This window comes from Pseudomonas sp. TJI-51, assembly GCF_000190455.2.
GTDB classification, from domain to species: Bacteria; Pseudomonadota; Gammaproteobacteria; order Pseudomonadales; family Pseudomonadaceae; genus Aquipseudomonas; species Aquipseudomonas juntendi.
Map to the genome: position 1 here is coordinate 1 of NZ_AEWE02000054.1, position 15,931 is coordinate 15,931.

Annotated in this window: 14 protein-coding genes and 1 pseudogene; 5 read left to right on the forward strand and 10 right to left on the reverse strand. The window is 64.0% G+C overall.

Annotated elements, in window-relative coordinates; all coding sequences use genetic code 11:
* Positions 1 to 169: 169 nt before the first annotated feature.
* Positions 170 to 1,132 (reverse strand): thioredoxin-disulfide reductase, encoded by a 963-nt coding sequence (gene trxB, locus G1E_RS12925; RefSeq protein WP_003247318.1) that lies wholly within the window; start codon positions 1,130 to 1,132, stop codon positions 170 to 172.
* 322 nt (positions 1,133 to 1,454) lie between these two features.
* Here trxB and cysZ point away from each other — a divergent pair, with 322 nt between their 5' ends.
* Both cysZ and G1E_RS12935 read left to right on the forward strand, forming a co-directional pair.
* A complete protein-coding gene (gene cysZ, locus G1E_RS12930; RefSeq protein WP_009682700.1) occupies positions 1,455 to 2,219 on the forward strand; it encodes a sulfate transporter CysZ in 765 nt (254 codons plus the stop codon).
* Between the two features lie 20 nt (positions 2,220 to 2,239).
* Positions 2,240 to 2,455: a TIGR02450 family Trp-rich protein gene (locus G1E_RS12935; protein WP_047149869.1), complete on the forward strand. Its 216-nt coding sequence runs from the start codon at positions 2,240 to 2,242 to the stop codon at positions 2,453 to 2,455.
* A 55-nt stretch (positions 2,456 to 2,510) separates the two neighbouring features.
* Here G1E_RS12935 and G1E_RS30215 read toward each other — a convergent pair whose 3' ends face one another.
* Together G1E_RS30215 and G1E_RS30220 are read right to left on the reverse strand one after the other, a co-directional pair.
* Positions 2,511 to 2,942 (reverse strand): methyl-accepting chemotaxis protein, encoded by a 432-nt coding sequence (locus G1E_RS30215; protein ID WP_370649550.1) that lies wholly within the window; start codon positions 2,940 to 2,942, stop codon positions 2,511 to 2,513.
* A 108-nt stretch (positions 2,943 to 3,050) separates the two neighbouring features.
* Positions 3,051 to 3,827, reverse strand: a pseudogene (locus G1E_RS30220) (PAS domain-containing protein); the annotation flags it as partial.
* Positions 3,828 to 4,003: 176 nt separating this feature from the next.
* On the opposite strand from G1E_RS30220, the gene G1E_RS12945 reads away from it, so the two are divergent.
* Complete coding sequence (locus G1E_RS12945; RefSeq protein WP_009682697.1) at positions 4,004 to 5,194, forward strand: glycosyltransferase family 1 protein; 1,191 nt, start codon at positions 4,004 to 4,006, stop codon at positions 5,192 to 5,194.
* A gap of 122 nt (positions 5,195 to 5,316) precedes the next feature.
* Here G1E_RS12945 and G1E_RS12950 read toward each other — a convergent pair whose 3' ends face one another.
* Both G1E_RS12950 and G1E_RS12955 read right to left on the reverse strand, forming a co-directional pair.
* Complete coding sequence (locus tag G1E_RS12950; RefSeq protein WP_009682696.1) at positions 5,317 to 5,799, reverse strand: glutathione peroxidase; 483 nt, start codon at positions 5,797 to 5,799, stop codon at positions 5,317 to 5,319.
* Between the two features lie 144 nt (positions 5,800 to 5,943).
* Positions 5,944 to 6,429 carry a peptidylprolyl isomerase gene (locus tag G1E_RS12955; RefSeq protein WP_029887748.1) on the reverse strand — a complete coding sequence of 162 codons (486 nt, stop codon included), beginning with the start codon at positions 6,427 to 6,429 and terminating at the stop codon, positions 5,944 to 5,946.
* Here G1E_RS12955 and G1E_RS12960 point away from each other — a divergent pair.
* Together G1E_RS12960 and pta are read left to right on the forward strand one after the other, a co-directional pair.
* Positions 6,428 to 6,730 (forward strand): DUF3565 domain-containing protein, encoded by a 303-nt coding sequence (locus G1E_RS12960; protein ID WP_009682694.1) that lies wholly within the window; start codon positions 6,428 to 6,430, stop codon positions 6,728 to 6,730. The genes G1E_RS12955 and G1E_RS12960 overlap by 2 nt on opposite strands.
* 31 nt (positions 6,731 to 6,761) lie before the next feature.
* Positions 6,762 to 8,849, forward strand: coding sequence for a phosphate acetyltransferase (gene pta, locus G1E_RS12965; protein ID WP_029887747.1), 2,088 nt, complete (start codon positions 6,762 to 6,764; stop codon positions 8,847 to 8,849).
* 35 nt (positions 8,850 to 8,884) lie between these two features.
* Here the strand turns inward: pta and G1E_RS12970 are convergent, their stop codons facing one another.
* From G1E_RS12970 to G1E_RS12990, 5 genes are all read right to left on the reverse strand, one after another.
* Complete coding sequence (locus tag G1E_RS12970) at positions 8,885 to 9,607, reverse strand: OmpA family protein (protein WP_029887746.1); 723 nt, start codon at positions 9,605 to 9,607, stop codon at positions 8,885 to 8,887.
* Between the two features lie 108 nt (positions 9,608 to 9,715).
* Entirely contained in the window at positions 9,716 to 10,360 is a 645-nt protein-coding gene (locus tag G1E_RS12975; protein WP_029887745.1) for an MBL fold metallo-hydrolase, read from the reverse strand.
* A 72-nt stretch (positions 10,361 to 10,432) separates the two neighbouring features.
* A complete protein-coding gene (locus G1E_RS12980; protein ID WP_009682688.1) occupies positions 10,433 to 11,125 on the reverse strand; it encodes a sensor histidine kinase KdpD in 693 nt (230 codons plus the stop codon).
* Positions 11,122 to 12,729 (reverse strand): response regulator, encoded by a 1,608-nt coding sequence (locus G1E_RS12985; protein WP_009682687.1) that lies wholly within the window; start codon positions 12,727 to 12,729, stop codon positions 11,122 to 11,124. Before G1E_RS12985 ends, G1E_RS12980 begins: the two co-directional genes overlap by 4 nt.
* 158 nt (positions 12,730 to 12,887) lie before the next feature.
* The gene (locus G1E_RS12990) at positions 12,888 to 15,605 is read right to left on the reverse strand and encodes a LuxR C-terminal-related transcriptional regulator (RefSeq protein WP_029887744.1); all 2,718 of its coding nucleotides are present in this window, start codon (positions 15,603 to 15,605) and stop codon (positions 12,888 to 12,890) included.
* Positions 15,606 to 15,931 lie beyond the last annotated feature (326 nt).

Genomic DNA, 15,931 nt, shown 5'->3' on the forward strand with positions numbered 1-15,931 from the left:
CAAGACGGTCGCGCGCGATGGGCACAGGGATTACTGGCCCGAAACAAACGTAGGAGCGAGCGCAGCTCGCGATGCGCCGCGCGGGCGGCGCTCAAACTCACAGGCGCTGAAGATGCTGCGGCGAGCCGGTTTTCAGTTGGGGGCGCGTGGCCCCCGTGCGCTTGGCAAATCAGAACGAGGCGTTGGCCAACCCGTCCAGGTAGCGCTCGACGTCCAGCGCTGCCATGCAGCCAGCACCGGCCGAGGTAATCGCCTGGCGGTACACGTGGTCGGCCACGTCACCTGCCGCGAATACGCCTTCGACATTGGTGGCGGTAGCATTGCCTTCACGGCCGCCGTTGACCACCAGGTAGCCGTCCTTGAGAGTCAGCTGGCCTTCGAACAGCGACGTGTTCGGGGTATGGCCAATGGCGATGAACACGCCATCGACCTTGATTTCATCGCTGCTGCCGTCGTTGTTCTTCAGGCGCGCACCGGTCACACCCATGTTGTCACCCAGTACTTCGTCCAGGGTGGCGTTGAGCTTGAGCTCGATCTTGCCTTCGGCCACGCGGGCGTTGAGCTTGTCGACCAGGATCTTCTCGGCGCGGAAGGTTTCGCGGCGGTGCACCAGGGTCACCTTGCTGGCGATATTGGCCAGGTACAAGGCCTCTTCCACGGCAGTGTTGCCACCGCCCACCACAGCGACCGGCTTGTTGCGGTAGAAGAACCCGTCGCAGGTAGCGCAGGCCGAAACGCCCTTGCCCATGAAGGTTTCTTCCGACGGCAGGCCCAGGTAGCGGGCGCTGGCGCCAGTGGCGATGATCAGTGCGTCGCAGGTGTACTTGCCGCTGTCACCCTGCAGGGTAAATGGCTTGTTGGCCAGGTCGACAGCATTGATGTGGTCGAAGACGATCTCGGTTTCGAAACGCTCGGCATGCTCCTGCATACGCTGCATCAGAGCCGGGCCAGTCAGGCCGTGCGGGTCGCCCGGCCAGTTGTCAACTTCGGTAGTGGTGGTCAGCTGGCCGCCGGCCTGCATGCCGGTGATCAGCAGCGGCTTGAGGTTGGCACGGGCGGCATACACCGCAGCGCTGTAACCGGCAGGGCCGGAACCCAGAATGATGACGCGCGAATGACGTACTTCAGACATGTCGAACTCCTGTCGAGCGGGCCGATGTCGATACACCGGCGGCGCCAGCTGGAAAATTTAAAAGGACCCACGCAGCACTTGGGGAAGGCTACAACGCGCAGGCCCGGAAAGCGGAAAGGTGAACGCACTGTAGCGAGGTCGCAAAGATTAAGGAAATATCCTTCGACAATCCACCTCATAGGCATCGTCTATGCTGCGATTTCATCGGTGATCATACTGTCGATGCTTTTGTTACAGCCGGTTTCCCGACCCCACGCTGCCTTTCGTCGGCACGCCAAACTCGGTAAGGTCAGCGCGTTTCCCTTCTCTGCGGAGTACCTTGATGCAAGCCCCTGTCCTCTCTGGCCCCCAATACCTGCGCGAAGGCCTGAAACTGGTGCTCAGCCCCAACCTGCGCTTATTCGTGCTGCTGCCGCTGGCGGTCAATCTGCTGCTGTTCGGTGGCCTGATCTACTTCGCCGGCCATCAGTTCAGCCTCTGGGTGGATGCCCTGATGCCAAGCTTGCCGAGCTGGCTGAGCTTCCTTACCTACATCCTCTGGCCGCTGTTCGTCGCCTTGGTGGTGTTGATGGTGTTCTTCACCTTCACGCTGGTCGCCAACGTCATCGCCGCGCCGTTCAACGGTTTTCTCGCCGAAAAGGTTGAAGTGGTTGTACGTGGCGAAGACAACTTCCCGGCGTTCAGCTGGGGCGAACTGGTGGCAATGGTACCGCGCACGCTCAGTCGCGAAATGCGCAAGCTGGGCTACTTCCTGCCACGGGCCATCGGCCTGTTCATCCTCTCACTGGTTCCGGTGGTCAACGTGGTAGCCGCGCCGCTGTGGCTGATCTTCGGCGTATGGATGATGGCCATCCAGTACATCGACTACCCGGCCGACAACAACAAGATGAGCTGGCAGGACATGCTGGCCTGGCTGCGCCAGAAGCGCTGGCAGAGCCTGGGCTTTGGCGGGGTGACGTACCTGGCGTTGCTGATCCCGGGGGTGAACGTGCTGATGATGCCGGCGGCGGTGGCCGGCGCTACCCTCTTCTGGGTGCGGGAAAAGGGCGACATCCGCGTCAGCAAGCCAGGCAACCCAAGCGCATGATCCGGCAACAGGAGCTTCCGATGAACCGCTTCAACCCCGCCAAACTCAAGCTGTCCAAATGGACGGCCACCCACCCGGTGAACCGCGAGAAACATTTTCTGATCACCGACCTGGAGCACGACGAGACGGGCGTCCTGCTGCGGGTGGAATTGCAGGCGGTGCACAGCGGCCGCAGCCAGTGGCTGGACTGGCGGCTGCTGCGCGATGCGCAAGTATGGGCGATGGGCTGGCGATAACCTTGCCCAAGCCAGCAAACGCCCAAATGCCAGCGCAGCGCGCAAGCACTGGGCGTCAGTGGCCCAAGCGGCTGGAAAACTGCCCAACCACGTCCACCACCCGCTTCGCCCCGTCCTGGATCTCGACAATCACGTTGCCCGTCTGATCGGCTAGCGCCAGCCCCTGTTCGGCTTGGCGCTTGCTGGTGTCGATGATCGTCACCGCCGCTTGCGCCAACTGCTCGTTCTGCTGCACCACCCGTGCGATTTCCTCGGTGGCGCTGCTGGTACGCGAGGCCAGTTGCCGGACTTCGTCGGCAACCACGGCAAACCCGCGCCCCTGCTCGCCCGCACGGGCGGCCTCGATGGCCGCGTTGAGCGCCAACAGGTTGGTCTGCCCGGCAATATCGCTGATGGTCTTGATGATCGAGCCGATCACCCGCGACTGCGTGTCCAGCGCCTGGATACCCTCGGCCGCCTCTTGCATCGAAGCTTCCAGGCCGCGCATCACGCTGACACTCTGGGTGACCACCTCGGTAGCCTTGCGCGCGCTGGCATCGGTGCCCAGCGAGGTGGTGTAGGCGACATCCGCCGCTTCGGCTACCGCCTGTTCCTGGTTGACCTGGTCGGTGATCACGGTGGCGAATTTGACCACCTTGTACAGCACGTCGTGGGCATCGAAGATCGGGTTGTAGGAGGCCTCCAACCAGACCACCCGGCCGTGGGCATCGATGCGCTTGAAGCGGTCAGCCACGTACTCGCCACGACGCAGCCTGTCCCAGAACGCCTGGTAAGCGGTTGAGTTGGCCTCTTCCGGCGTGCAGAACAGACGATGGTGCTTGCCGCGAATCTGCTCCAGGCGATAGCCGACCGTGGCCAGGAAGCGCTCGTTGGCGGTGAGGACGTTACCGTCGAGGTCGAACTCGATGACCGCCGTGGAGCGCATCAGCGCCTTGATCAGGCTCTCATGTTCACGCGAAGCCTCGATGGTGCGGGTCAGGTCGCTGGAATGCAGGGTGAAGTACCGAATGCGCCCCTCGCTGTTCTTGACCGGCTGCAGGATCGAGCGCAGCCAGGCTTCCTGGCCATTGCCGCGCAACAGGCGAAACGCGCCGTTCAGGTGCTCGCCACGAGTGATGGCGGCTTTCATCCGCTGGTAGAAGTCCAGCGATCGCACATGGGCGGGGACGATGTCCTCGATGTTGCGTCCAAGCAGTTGGTCGGCCCGGTAGAGCATCTCGCTCTCGAAGTTGCCATTGACCATCTCGATCCGTCCCTGGGGGTCGAGTTGCAGCACCAGCATCTCGCTGTCGAGGCTGCTCTTGACCTGTTCGATACACATCAGGTCTTCGCGCAGTTGCCGGTTTTCTTGCTTGAGCTTGTTGTTGAACATCACCGCTCTCCTGAAGCGCAACAGGTGGTCGAATGCATCTTCATCGGCCGACGGCACGGCCCCTTGAGCGGCGCACCAGGAAATAATCTGCACGCTGCACAAGCCGATGGTCAGCTGTCACCTGCGCGCCACGTGACCGTCACATTGACGCAATCGTGCAGGCAGAAACTTTTGCCATGAACACACCTGCGCTACGCATCGCCCTCGTCAGCGAGACCTTCCCACCCGAAATCAACGGCGTGGCCAACACCCTTGGGCGCTTGAGCGAAGGGTTGCGCCAGCGCGGCCATCAGGTTGAGCTGGTACGCCCACGCCAGGCCGGCGATAACCACGCACAGCACAATCCACAGCTGGTGCTGTGCCGCGGTTGGGGCCTGCCGGGTTACCCAGGCTTGCAATGGGGCGAGGTGTCGATGCACACGCTGCTACGCCGCTGGCGCCGGCAGCGCCCGGACGTGCTCTACATCGCCACCGAGGGGCCGCTCGGGCTGAGCGCGCTGCGCGCTGCCCGGCGCCTGGGGCTGGCGGTGGTCAGTGGCTTCAACGCCAAATTCCCGCAGTACTCCGGCTACTACGGCCTGGGTTTGCTGAGCCGCTTGCTCACCCTCTACCTGCGCTGGTTCCACCGGCGCACGGCGGTCACCCTGGTGCCCAGCGCAAGCCAGCGCCTTGAGCTTGAGCGCCGCGGCTTCCAGCACCTGGGGTTGCTGGCCCGCGGGGTCGACGCCTGCCTGTTCAACCCGGCCCGGCGCAGCCAGGCTTTGCGCGAAAGCTGGGGGCTGGGTGCAGACGACATCGCCGTGCTGTACGTCGGGCGCTTGGCGGCAGAAAAGAACCTTCGCCTGCTACAGCCTTGCCTGCAGGCCTTGCAGCAAACCTATCCACAGAAACGCCTGCGCCTTGTTCTGGTGGGTGACGGCCCACAGCGCGCCGCCCTCCAGCAGCAGCTCCCCGAGGCGCTCTTCTGCGGCGCCCAGCGCGGCGAAGTGTTGGCACAACACTACGCCAGTGGCGACCTGTTCCTGTTCCCCAGCACAACCGAAACCTTCGGCAACGTAGTGCTCGAGGCCATGGCTTCGGGGTTGGCGGTGGTTGCCTGTGACCAGGCGGCAGCTGCGCAACATATCCGCCATGGCCACAACGGTGCGCTGGCCATGCCGGGCGACCAGCCCGCATTCATCGATGCCGCCTGCTGGCTGCTGGAGGAAGAGGAAACGCTACGTCGCGTGCGCCTGAATGCGCGGCAGCATGCCAGCCGCCAGGGCTGGCCGGCGATTGTCGAGCAGTTCGAGGGGTATCTGCACGCAGCCCGGAACCAGGCTGCGACTTCACCTGCTTCGAGGCTGGGTGCTACGCGATCTGTGTAGGAGCGGCCTCGTGTCGCGATCAGGCCGCAAGGCGGCCCCCGGATATCGGCATTGTTGCAACTATCGAGGGGCTGCTCTGCAGCCCGATCGCGACACAAGGCCGCGCCTACAGAGGGGCCGCATCAGGCCAACGCTTTCTCGATGGCCTGCACCACCGCCGGGTCATCTGGCGCCGTGCGGGGAGAAAAACGCGCCAGCACTCGGCCGTCCTTGCCCACCAGAAACTTTTCGAAGTTCCAGGTAATGTCGCCGGGGAACTCGGCGCCCTCGCCCGCCAGCAGGCGATACAGCGAATGGCGCTGCGCCCCGTTGACCTCCAGCTTGCCCGCCAGCGGGAAGCTCACCCCGTAGTTCAAGCTGCAGAAGTCCTGGATTTCCTTTTCACTGCCCGGCTCTTGCCCGGCAAACTGGTTGCACGGCAGGCCAAGCACATTGAAGCCCTTGTCCTTGTAAACCTGATAGAGGTTTTCCAGGGCCTTGTATTGCGGCGTGAGACCACACTTGGAAGCGACGTTGACCACCAGCACCACTTGGCCCTTGAACGGTGCGAGGGGCAGCTCGCCGCCGTTCAGCGCCTCCAGTTTCAGCTCGTGAAATGCACTCATGATGAACCCCCTCTCAGCTTCCGGGTTGCCGCGCAGGCAAATCGCGCCCACTAAAAAGGCGCCCGTTCAAACCGCCCACCTCCCGTAGGAAGGCAGATCGGCTTGCCCGAGCGCCTGGCGACTTTCTGAGCTTAGCGCAGAAAATCAGTGGTGATGGCCACCTTCACCGTGGATGTGACGGTGAGCGATTTCTTCGTCGCTGGCGTCACGCACGTTGACGACCTTGACCTTGAAGTTCAGCCGCTGGCCAGCCAGCGGGTGGTTGCCGTCAACGGTGATGTCGTCGCCGTCCACGTCGCGGATGGTCACGATCTGCATCTGGCCATCCGGCGCCGAAGCGTGGAACTGCATACCCACTTCCAGCTGGTCGACGCCTTCGAACAGGCTGCGGTTCAGGGTGCTGACCAGCTCGGCCAGGTATTCGCCGTAGGCGTCTTCCGGCTCGATGGCAACTTCCAGTTCGTCACCGGCTTGCTTGCCTTCCAGGGCTTTTTCCAGGCCTGGGATGATGTTGCCGGCACCGTGCAGGTAAACCAGCGGCGCGCCACCGGCGGAGCTGTCGATGGTCTCCCCGGCGTCGTTGGTCAGGGTATAGTCGATGGAGACAGCCTTGTTGGCGGCGATCAGCATGGGGCAAGACCTTTTGCAAAAGAATGTAGAGCGCACCAGTGTAACCAAGCCATCGCCCGATTGCGAACGCACTGGGGTGCAGCAACGGTCCATCAGTCGGATCATCGGCTTTCACCAGGACGAAGAAGGCCACTGGGTAGCCGAGCTGTCCTGCGGCCACACCCAGCACCTGCGCCACCAACCGCCGTGGCAGGCACGCCCGTGGGTGCTCGACCCGGCCCAGCGCCTGCAGCGTATCGGCCAGCCGTTCGCATGTGGCTGGTGCGCACAAGGGGCCGATAGCGCTACCCTTGGCCGTTAATTTCTTGCACCGCTTATTTCGAGAAGCACGCATGCAGACATTTTTCATTGCGCCGACCGACTTTGGTGTCGGCCTGACGTCGATCAGCCTGGGCCTGGTGCGTACCCTGGAACGGGCCGGGCTGAAGGTGGGTTTCTTCAAGCCCATCGCCCAGCCCCACCCGGGCGACACCGGCCCCGAACGCTCCAGCGAACTGGTCGCCCGTACCCACGGCATCAAGCCCCCCGTGCCGATGAGCCTGGCCCAGGTCGAGCGCATGCTCGGCGATGGCCAACTGGACGAACTGCTGGAAGAAATCATCCGGCTTTACCAGCAAGCCTGCATCGGCAATGACGTGGTCGTGGTCGAAGGCATGGTGCCCACGCGCCACGCCAGCTATGCCGCGCGGGTCAACCTGCACCTGGCCAAGAGCCTGGATGCCGAGGTGATCCTGGTCTCGGCGCCGGAAAACGAAGTGCTCAGCGAGCTGTCCGGGCGGGTCGAACTGCAGGCGCAACTGTTCGGCGGCCCACGCGACCCGAAAGTACTGGGGGTGATCCTCAACAAGGTCCGCACCGACGAAAGCATGGCCGACTTCGCCACCCGCCTGCGCGAACACTCGCCGCTGCTGCGCGGCAATGACTTTCGCCTGCTGGGCTGCATCCCCTATCAACCCGAGCTGAACGCACCGCGCACCCGCGACGTGGCCGAGTTGCTTGGCGCCCAGGTGCTCAATGCCGGCGATTACGAACAACGGCGCATGAGCAAGATCATCATCTGCGCGCGCACCGTGGCCAATACCGTGCCACTGCTCACCTCCGGCACCTTGGTCGTCACACCGGGCGACCGCGACGACATCATCCTGGCCGTCAGCCTGGCTGCGATCAATGGCGTACCGCTGGCCGGCCTGTTGTTGACCAGTGACAGCAAACCGGACGCTCGCATCCTCGGGCTGTGCCGCGGCGCGCTGCAGGCGGGCCTGCCGATCCTGTCGGTCAGTACCGGTTCGTACGACACCGCCAACCAGCTCAATTCGCTCAACCGGGAAATCCCGGTGGACGACCGCGAACGCGCCGAGTTCATCACCGACTTTGTCGCCAGCCACCTCGACGCAGCCTGGCTGCACCAACGTTGCGGCACCCCGCGCGAGCTGCGCCTGTCGCCGGCGGTGTTCCGCTACCAATTGATCCAGCGCGCGCAGCAGGCAAACAAGCGCATCGTTCTGCCAGAAGGTGCAGAGCCGCTGCTGGTGCAGGCAGCGGCCATCTGCCAGGCCCGTGGCATCGCCCGCTGCGTGCTGCTGGCCAAGCCCGAAGATGTCGACGCCGTCGCCCGCGCGCAGGGCATCACCCTGCCACCAGGCCTGGAAATACTGGACCCGGAGCTGATTCGCGGGCGCTATGTGGAGCCGATGGTGGAGCTGCGCAAAAGCAAGAACCTCAACGCGCCGATGGCCGAGCAGCAACTGGAAGACCCGGTGGTGATCGGCACCATGATGCTGGCCCTGGATGAGGTGGACGGCCTGGTGTCGGGGCTGGTGCATTCCACCGCCAACACCATCCGCCCTGCCCTGCAGTTGATCAAGACCGCGCCGGGGGCGAGCCTGGTATCGTCGGTGTTCTTCATGCTGTTCCCCGAGCAGGTACTGGTGTACGGCGACTGCGTGATGAACCCTCACCCAAGTGCCGCCGAACTGGCGGAGATCGCCCGGCAAAGTGCCGAATCGGCGCAAGCCTTCGGCATCGCGCCACGGGTGGCGATGATCAGTTATTCAAGCGATTCGGCCAGCGATGAGGAAGTGGGGAAAGTGCGCGAGGCGACCCGCCTGGCGCAGGCCGCCACGCAAGGCTTGCTGATCGATGGGCCGCTGCAATACGACGCTGCAGCCAACCCGGCAATTGCCCGGGACTTGGCGCCCACCAGCCAGGTGGCCGGGCGCGCCACGGTCTTCGTATTCCCCGACCTGAACACCGGCAATACCACGCACAAGGCGGTGCAGCGCAGTGCCGACGGGGTCAGCCTGGGGCCAATGCTGCAGGGCCTGCGCAAGCCGGTGAACGACCTGCCACGCGGGGCGCAGGTGGACGATATCGTCCATACCATTGCCCTCACGGCGATTCAGGCCAGCGTAGGGCGCTGAAACAAACGGGGCCGCAACGCGGCCCCCATGCCTATTCAGGGATACTGCTGCACCTGGCCCTGCTGCTGGTCATACTGCTGGCCTGGAATCGGCTTCAGGTTCACTTCGACACGGCGGTTCTGCGCGCGGCCATTGGCATCGGCGTTGCTGGCGATCGGCTGGTCCGGGCCCATGCCACGTACCGACAGGCGCGAGCTGTCCACACCCTGCGAAGTCAGGTAGGTGCTGACGGCCTGCGCCCGGCGCTGGGACAGGTCCATGTTGTGCTGGCGGCTGCCGGTGCTGTCGGTGAAACCGACCACTTCGATGGTGTTCTGGTTGAACTGCTTGAACGAGCTGGCGAGGTTGTTCAGCGGCTGGTAGAAGCTTGGCGCGATGTTGGCCGAATCGGTGGCGAAGGTGATGTTGCCCGGCATGATCAGCTTGATCTGGTCACCCTGGCGCTGCACTTCCACACCGGTGTTGGCCATTTGTGCGCGCAGCTCGGCTTCCTGCTTGTCGGCGTAGTAGCCATAACCGGCGGCGGCAGCGCCCACGGCGGCAGCGCCGATCAGGGCGCCCTTGCCACGGTTGTTGTGGTCGATGGCGGCACCGGCGATCGCACCGGCCAGCGCACCCAGGCCACCGTACTTGGCAGTCTTGCTCATCCCAGTAGAGCCCTGCGCCTGCCCTTGGTTGTCGTAAGGGTTCTGACTGGCACAGCCGGTCATCAGGGCAGCGGCAGTTGCGACGATAATCAGACGACGCATGGTGAACATGGACAAGCTCCTACTCAATTCATGAATGCGACAGATCGCAAATGCATCTATGCCAGCCTTGGAACGCACCGGCAACGAAAAATTCCATGAAAGCGCCTTCATGTGCCATCAGGCACGCACGAACGGGTTTTCGCGCATCTCGTCACCCAGCCGGGTATCAGGCCCATGGCCGGTGACCACGGTGGCCTCCTCGTCCAGCCGGTACAGCCGCTCCTTGATCGAGCGCACGATAGCCCGCTGGTCGCCACCCCACAAATCGGTGCGGCCTATGCCCCGGCGGAACAAGGTGTCACCTGCGATCAACAGCTTGGCGTCGGCGAACCAGAAGCTCATCGAGCCAGGCGTGTGCCCGGGTGTATGCAAGGCCACGCCGCAGCCGCACGCCAGTTCTTCATCATCGGCCAGCCAGCGATCAGGCGACGGCACCGGGGTGTAGGGCACGCCGAACATCTGGCACTGCATCTCCAGGTTGTCCCACAGCGCCTGGTCGGCCTTGTGCAGATGCAGCGTGGCGCCGGTCAGCGCTTTGAGCTTGCCCGAGGCGAGGAAATGATCGAAGTGGGCGTGGGTGTGGATGATGCTCACCAGCGTCAGGCCATGGGCCTGCAGGCGGGCCAGGATCTTGTCTGGATCACCGCCCGGGTCGACGACGATGGCCTTTTTGCTCAACGGGTCGCCGATGAGCGTGCAGTTGCACTGCAAAGGCCCGACAGGGAAGGTTTCGCGGATGAGCGCAGGCAGGGCTTGGGTCATGGTGTTCTCGCAGGTAAAGCTGGGGTTCTGCGCAAAGCCTGCCAGGAAAAGCCGGCAGGTGCACCCCAATCCCTACGGCAGAAACAACTTGAACAAGCCACCGCCCAGTGCACCGCCATTGGAGATCTCGATGCGCCCACGGACCCCGCCACTTTCATGCAGCGCCGCAATGCGTGCAGCAAAGTACAGCCCCAGGCCGGTGCTGCCGCTGGTCGAGTCGATACCCTGGGTATATTCCTCCTGGCGGTCAAGCATGCGCTGTGGATAACCGGGGCCGTCATCGTTCACGCAAATGGCCAACTGGTTGTCAGCCTCCTCGATGCTGATCAACAAGGCATGCCCGGCAAAGCGGGTGGCATTGGTGATGACGTTGGCGATCACCGAGGCCACCAGCTCGCGGTCGAAGAAACCCAGCGGGTTATCCGTGTCGATGCGCCAGGTGGCGAGAATATCGTTGTGCTTGAGCACTTCCTCATGCGCCGCCAGCTGGGCCTCGATGAAGTCGTCCAGTTCGTGGTAGTCCGGGCACACCGGCAGTTGGTTCACACCAAGCTTGTACAACCCCAGCAGCTGCACCAGCATGCCGTTGAGGTGACGAAACTCGTGCTCCATGATCCCTTGCTCGGCCCCGCCGCGCAGTTCCTCGGGCAGGCGCTCCACCCACTGGCCGTGGCACTGGATCAACGCCGCCAGGGAGCTTTTGAGGTCGTGCACGGTGGAGGCGATCACCGTGGAAAAATCCAGCCCCTGATTGTCTTGATTCATGCGCCGAACACTCGGATGTGCAGTTTGCGGTAACGGTCATAGCGATTGTCGCTGGCAGGGATACCGGCCACGCTGGTCAAGGCGTCGCGGCATTCCTGCATGATCGCGGGCTGGGGGGTTTCACCACCAATGCGCAGCAGCGCCTGGGCGGTGTTCAGGGCGATGCTGATGTTCCTGGGCTGTAGACCCAGCGCCTTGCGGAACAGTTGCAACGCCTCGCCGAGCTGCCCTCCCTGGTAACTGCGCACACCCTGGCGATTGAGGGTGACCGCTTCGGTAATGGCGTTGAGCACACTCGGGTCGTCCGTCAGCTTGCCCACTTTTTCCATGACCTTGGGGTCATCGCCATAACTTTCCACACAGCTTTTCAGTACGCCGATGGCGGCGGCTTCCTGGCCCATCGCCTGCAACTGCGCGGCGACGGTGAGGGCCGAATCGACCGAGAAGAACTGGTTCATCTTGTCCAGGCGCAGAATGGCCTGATCGGTCAGCTTGGCAGCCGTCTCCGGGTCACCGGCCTGCTGCAGGCTGGCGGCCTTCATCATCCGCGCACGCACCTGCAAGCCTTGGTCTTCGGGGTTTTCCTTGGCCACTTCGCTGAGCGTGGTGTTGATCTCGACGCGGGTACGGGCATCCAGGCCAAAGCCTGCATTCTTGCTCATCAGCGCCTGCACCAGGCCCAGGTTGTTTTCCGGGTCTTTGTAGCGCGAACTCTGCCCTTGGTTCACCGCATGGCGGAAGGCCTTGGAAGCGCTTTCGAAGTCTTCGTTTTCCAGCGCCAGCTTGCCCAGGGTCGACTGCCGCCGCACCGACAGTGGCGACAGGCGCACAGCCTCTTCCAGCAGGCTCTGCGCACGCTTGCTCTCGCCTTGGGCCACCAGCACTTCGGCCATGCCATCGTACAAGGCTGGCATGATCGGGAAGGCTTTGAGCGCCTGCTCGTAGACGCCCTGGGCCTGGGCATTCTGGCCACGTTTGTGCATCAAGGCCCCCAGCGCCGCGTACACCCACGGTTGCGGGCGGCTGGCTAGAATGGCCTTGAGGAATTTCTCCAGCTCATCGAAGCGGTTGAGGTTGCGCAAGGCATCGGCCCGGTAGCGCAGGCACAGGGGTGCCAGGCGCGGGTCCCTTTTGCACAGCTCGGCGCATGCCGCCAGCACCTCGCCCGGGCGGTTGCGGTCCAGCGCCTGCAATATCGGCTTGAGCAGGGTTTTGCGCTGGAACAGCTTCTCGACCCGCTGGGCCAGCCCCACCCGGTTGAACGGCTTGGTCAGGTAGGCGTCGGGCTCGTGCTCGATGGCACTGAGAACGATGGCCTGGCTGCTCTCGGCGGTGACCATGATGAACACGCACTCATGGCTGATGTGCTTGTCGATGATCAGGTCTTCGAGTACCTGCTGGCCATTCTTCTTGCCATCGCCCAGGTGGAAGTCCTGCAGGATGAAGTCATAGCGCTTCTGCGCGCACATGCGCAGCGCCTGCTCGCCGCTGTCGGCAGTGTCGACGTCGCGCACACCCAACTCGCGCAACATGGACCGGGTCGACGTGCGAAAGTCGGTGAAATCGTCGACGATCAGAAAGCTCTTTTGCCCGTACTGCAGCATCAACACGACCTGCCCTGGAATGATTGAAAAATCGCGCGAGGCGATGCCACCGATCGCTGTATCGGCAGTTGGCCGGGAAAGATGAGCATCGAGCATTATCGGCCGCGAACATGGCCCGAGGCCATTACTTTAACGGGCGGTAGCCAGCACCGCCAGCACTACGCCAGCAACCCCAGTGACTTGGCCTTGGCCACCGCCTGGGTCCGCCGCTCCACGCCCAGCTTGCTGTTGATATGGCTGGCGTGGGTTTTGACCGTGTGCAAGGAAATGAACAAGCGCTCGCTGATCTGCTGGTTGGAGCAACCTTGGGCGATCAGTTCGAGCACAGCCAGCTCCCGCCCGCTCAGGGCCTCGCTGCTACCGCATGGGGCGCTTGGCAACGCTGGCAAATGCCCCAGCAGGTCGACCTGCACCGGGCAGCCGGCCCTGGCCAGCAACTGCTCCTGCAGCCACTGCGGGTGCCGTTGCAGCAACGGCTGGAACGGTTGCAGCACGCCCCCGCGTGCAGCCTCCAGCAAGCCAGGCAACAATTGCGCGGCCTGGCCATCGCGGCCTTCGTCCAGCAACAGCAGCATCCACTGGCTGAGCGCGCTGACGGTGAGCATCATGCCGCCGCTGGCCTGGCCGCGCTCGACCAGCCCGGCCAGGCGCTCGAGCGCCTCTGTGCGGCGTGACAGCACACGTTCGAGCAGCGCATGCTGCAGGGCGATATGCACCGGCAGCAGCGGGTGAAACTCTGGCGCCGCCGCCGGCTGCTCACCGCCATAGGTCTGGCCCAGGCGCAGCAACCAGGACTCGGCCAGGTCGACGCGCCCCTGGGCCAGCCACAGCTCGCATTTGACCAGGGTGATCATGGCCAGGTAGTAAACCGGCGGCACATCCCAGATATGCATCAGCCGTTCCGCCTCGGCCAGTTCCGCAAAGGCCTCGGCGAACTGCCCGTCGCGCCCATCGAGGGTGGCAATCACGCAGTGGCCGATAAGCACGCTGATGTCGCGGCAGGCACGTGCCTCGCCCAACCCCGCGCGCAAGCGTGCACGGCCCTGGGCCGGTTGCAGGCGCGAGACCAGCAGGTAGCCTTCATACAGCGTCAGGCGGGCGCGCACCGCATACAGCCGCTGCGCCGAGAGCCCTTGCAGACGCTGCAGCCCCTGGCGCACTTCATCCAGTGCGCGCAGCACCTCGCCACGGGCGTGCAACACCCGCGCCCGGTCATAATGCGCCAACGCCTCGAACAACGGGTTGCCGACCCGCTGGGCCAGCTCCAGCGCCTCACGGTTCCAGCCACGGGCGCGCCAGAAGTCGCCATCGGCAATCGCCAGGTTGGACAACGTCGACAAACAGACCAGGCGCTGCCCATAGCGCTTGCCGGGCAGGCTATGCAGGGCTTCGCCACAATAGGCCAGGGTGCGGTCACGATCACCGCGGCCACGGGCGATGACACCGCTCAGTGCCAGCCACTGTGCCAGCATGGACTTTTGCGCGGTCGCCGAAGGTGCAGGCAGGAAGCGGCTGAGGTGGCCTGCCAGTTCTTCAGCCGCGTCCAGCTGGCAGGCCAGGCCCAGCGCCCAGCTGTACAGCACGATCAGCCGCGGGGTACTGATCAGCAGGCTGTCGGGCAGGTCCATCTTCCAGCGCAGCAGCATGCCGACATTCTGTTCGGCCAGCAGTTGTTCCTCGGACAGGCTCTGTACCAGGTCGGCAGCGACGTCGAGGTGGCCGGCACGCAGGGCCTGCTCCACGGCTTCATCCAGCAAACCCTGGCGCTCGAACCAGCGGCAGGCACGCAGGTGCAGGTCGGCCAGTGGCTCACTGGCCTGGCGGCTGCGCAGCAGGTCGGAGAACAGGTGGTGGTAGCGGAACCAGTGGCCATGCTCGTCCAGCGGTACCAGGAACACCTGGTGTGCCTGCAAGAAGCGCAGGATCGCGGCGCTGTCGTCGCGCCCCCGCAACGCATCGCACAGCGGGGCGCAGAAGCGCTCCTGGCAGGCGGTTTCATCGAGGAAGGCCTGCACGTCGGCAGGCAGCATGTCGATGACCTCTTCGAGCAGATAGTCGCGGATCAGGCCCTCGCCCCCGTGCAGGGCCTGTGGCAAGCCCTGCTCGTCGGCGCTCTCGCTGACCGCCAGTTGCCAGAAGCGCAACCCTGCCACCCACCCGTCGCTGCGCTGGATCAGGTTGTCCAGCGCCTGGCCTCGCAAGCCGTTGGGCTGGCGACCGATCACCGCCAGCGCTTCTTCGGCGGTCAGCCGCAGCTCCTGTTCGTTGAGCTCGACCAACTGCCGTGACAGGCGCAGACGTGCCAGGTGCCAGTCCGGCCGCTGCCGACTGGTAACCAGCAACACCAGGCCCGGCGGCAAATGGTTGAGGAAAAACTGCAGGCAGCGGTCGAGTACCGGCCCCTGGGCCAGGTGATAGTCGTCGAGCACCAGCAGCAACGGCGTATCGGCACGCAGGTACTGCGCCAGCTCGTCGAGCAGGCCATCGAGCCACTCTTCGAAGGCGAATGGCTGATGGCGCTGGCGCATTTTCAACAGGCCCATGGCCTGGCCGCCCAAGGCCGGGCAGTACTGCTGCAGGCCTTCGAGCAGCCGCTCGAGAAAGCGCCCAGGGTCGGCATCGCGCTGGCTCAGGCCCAGCCAGAGGCTGCGCCAGTGATCGGGCAGCGACTCGCAGAACTCGATGGCCAGCGAGCTCTTGCCGAAGCCGGCCGGCGCATTGACCAGCAGCAAGCGGCCACCAAGGCCGGCGTACAAGCGCTGGCACAAACGCGGGCGCGGCACGTGCCCGTCCGGCAATGGCGGCCGGAAGAAACGCCCGTCCAGCAGGCCCAAGGCCTGAGTCGCGAATCCATGCGTGCGGGACAGTTCTGTCATGGCCGGCTCGTTCTGGTTGGAAGACTACGGCGATATGGATGCCTGCGAGACTAGCCGGTAACGCTACGCATTTGAAGATGATGGAAACAATTGCCGTAGAAAAGACTGCGACAAAAAGCGACATGGCTGATGGACGCGGGGGTGGGCGGCGGGTTTGGGCAGGTATTCAGCGGACTTATCGCCCGTTCAGGCTTGCACGCCGAGGGCATGGAGCGGCCAATGAAAACGCCCCGGTAAACCGGTAATGCTGCTCGCTCAAGCAACTGGGGCCGCATTGCGTCCCATCGCAGGCAAGGCAGCCACAGGGATCGCATCAGGGCTGACAG

Bases quoted from the DNA above. Each gene is read 5' to 3' on its own strand.
- trxB (WP_003247318.1), bottom strand. From the start codon at position 1,132: ATGTCTGAAGTACGTCATTCGCGCGTCATCATTCTGGGTTCCGGCCCT.
- cysZ (WP_009682700.1), top strand. From the start codon at position 1,455: ATGCAAGCCCCTGTCCTCTCTGGCCCCCAATACCTGCGCGAAGGCCTG.
- G1E_RS12935 (WP_047149869.1), top strand. From the start codon at position 2,240: ATGAACCGCTTCAACCCCGCCAAACTCAAGCTGTCCAAATGGACGGCC.
- G1E_RS30215 (WP_370649550.1), bottom strand. From the start codon at position 2,942: ATGCGCGGCCTGGAAGCTTCGATGCAAGAGGCGGCCGAGGGTATCCAG.
- G1E_RS12945 (WP_009682697.1), top strand. From the start codon at position 4,004: ATGAACACACCTGCGCTACGCATCGCCCTCGTCAGCGAGACCTTCCCA.
- G1E_RS12950 (WP_009682696.1), bottom strand. From the start codon at position 5,799: ATGAGTGCATTTCACGAGCTGAAACTGGAGGCGCTGAACGGCGGCGAG.
- G1E_RS12960 (WP_009682694.1), top strand. From the start codon at position 6,428: ATGGGGCAAGACCTTTTGCAAAAGAATGTAGAGCGCACCAGTGTAACC.
- G1E_RS12955 (WP_029887748.1), bottom strand. From the start codon at position 6,429: ATGCTGATCGCCGCCAACAAGGCTGTCTCCATCGACTATACCCTGACC.
- pta (WP_029887747.1), top strand. From the start codon at position 6,762: ATGCAGACATTTTTCATTGCGCCGACCGACTTTGGTGTCGGCCTGACG.
- G1E_RS12970 (WP_029887746.1), bottom strand. From the start codon at position 9,607: ATGTTCACCATGCGTCGTCTGATTATCGTCGCAACTGCCGCTGCCCTG.
- G1E_RS12975 (WP_029887745.1), bottom strand. From the start codon at position 10,360: ATGACCCAAGCCCTGCCTGCGCTCATCCGCGAAACCTTCCCTGTCGGG.
- G1E_RS12980 (WP_009682688.1), bottom strand. From the start codon at position 11,125: ATGAATCAAGACAATCAGGGGCTGGATTTTTCCACGGTGATCGCCTCC.
- G1E_RS12985 (WP_009682687.1), bottom strand. From the start codon at position 12,729: ATGCTGCAGTACGGGCAAAAGAGCTTTCTGATCGTCGACGATTTCACC.
- G1E_RS12990 (WP_029887744.1), bottom strand. From the start codon at position 15,605: ATGACAGAACTGTCCCGCACGCATGGATTCGCGACTCAGGCCTTGGGC.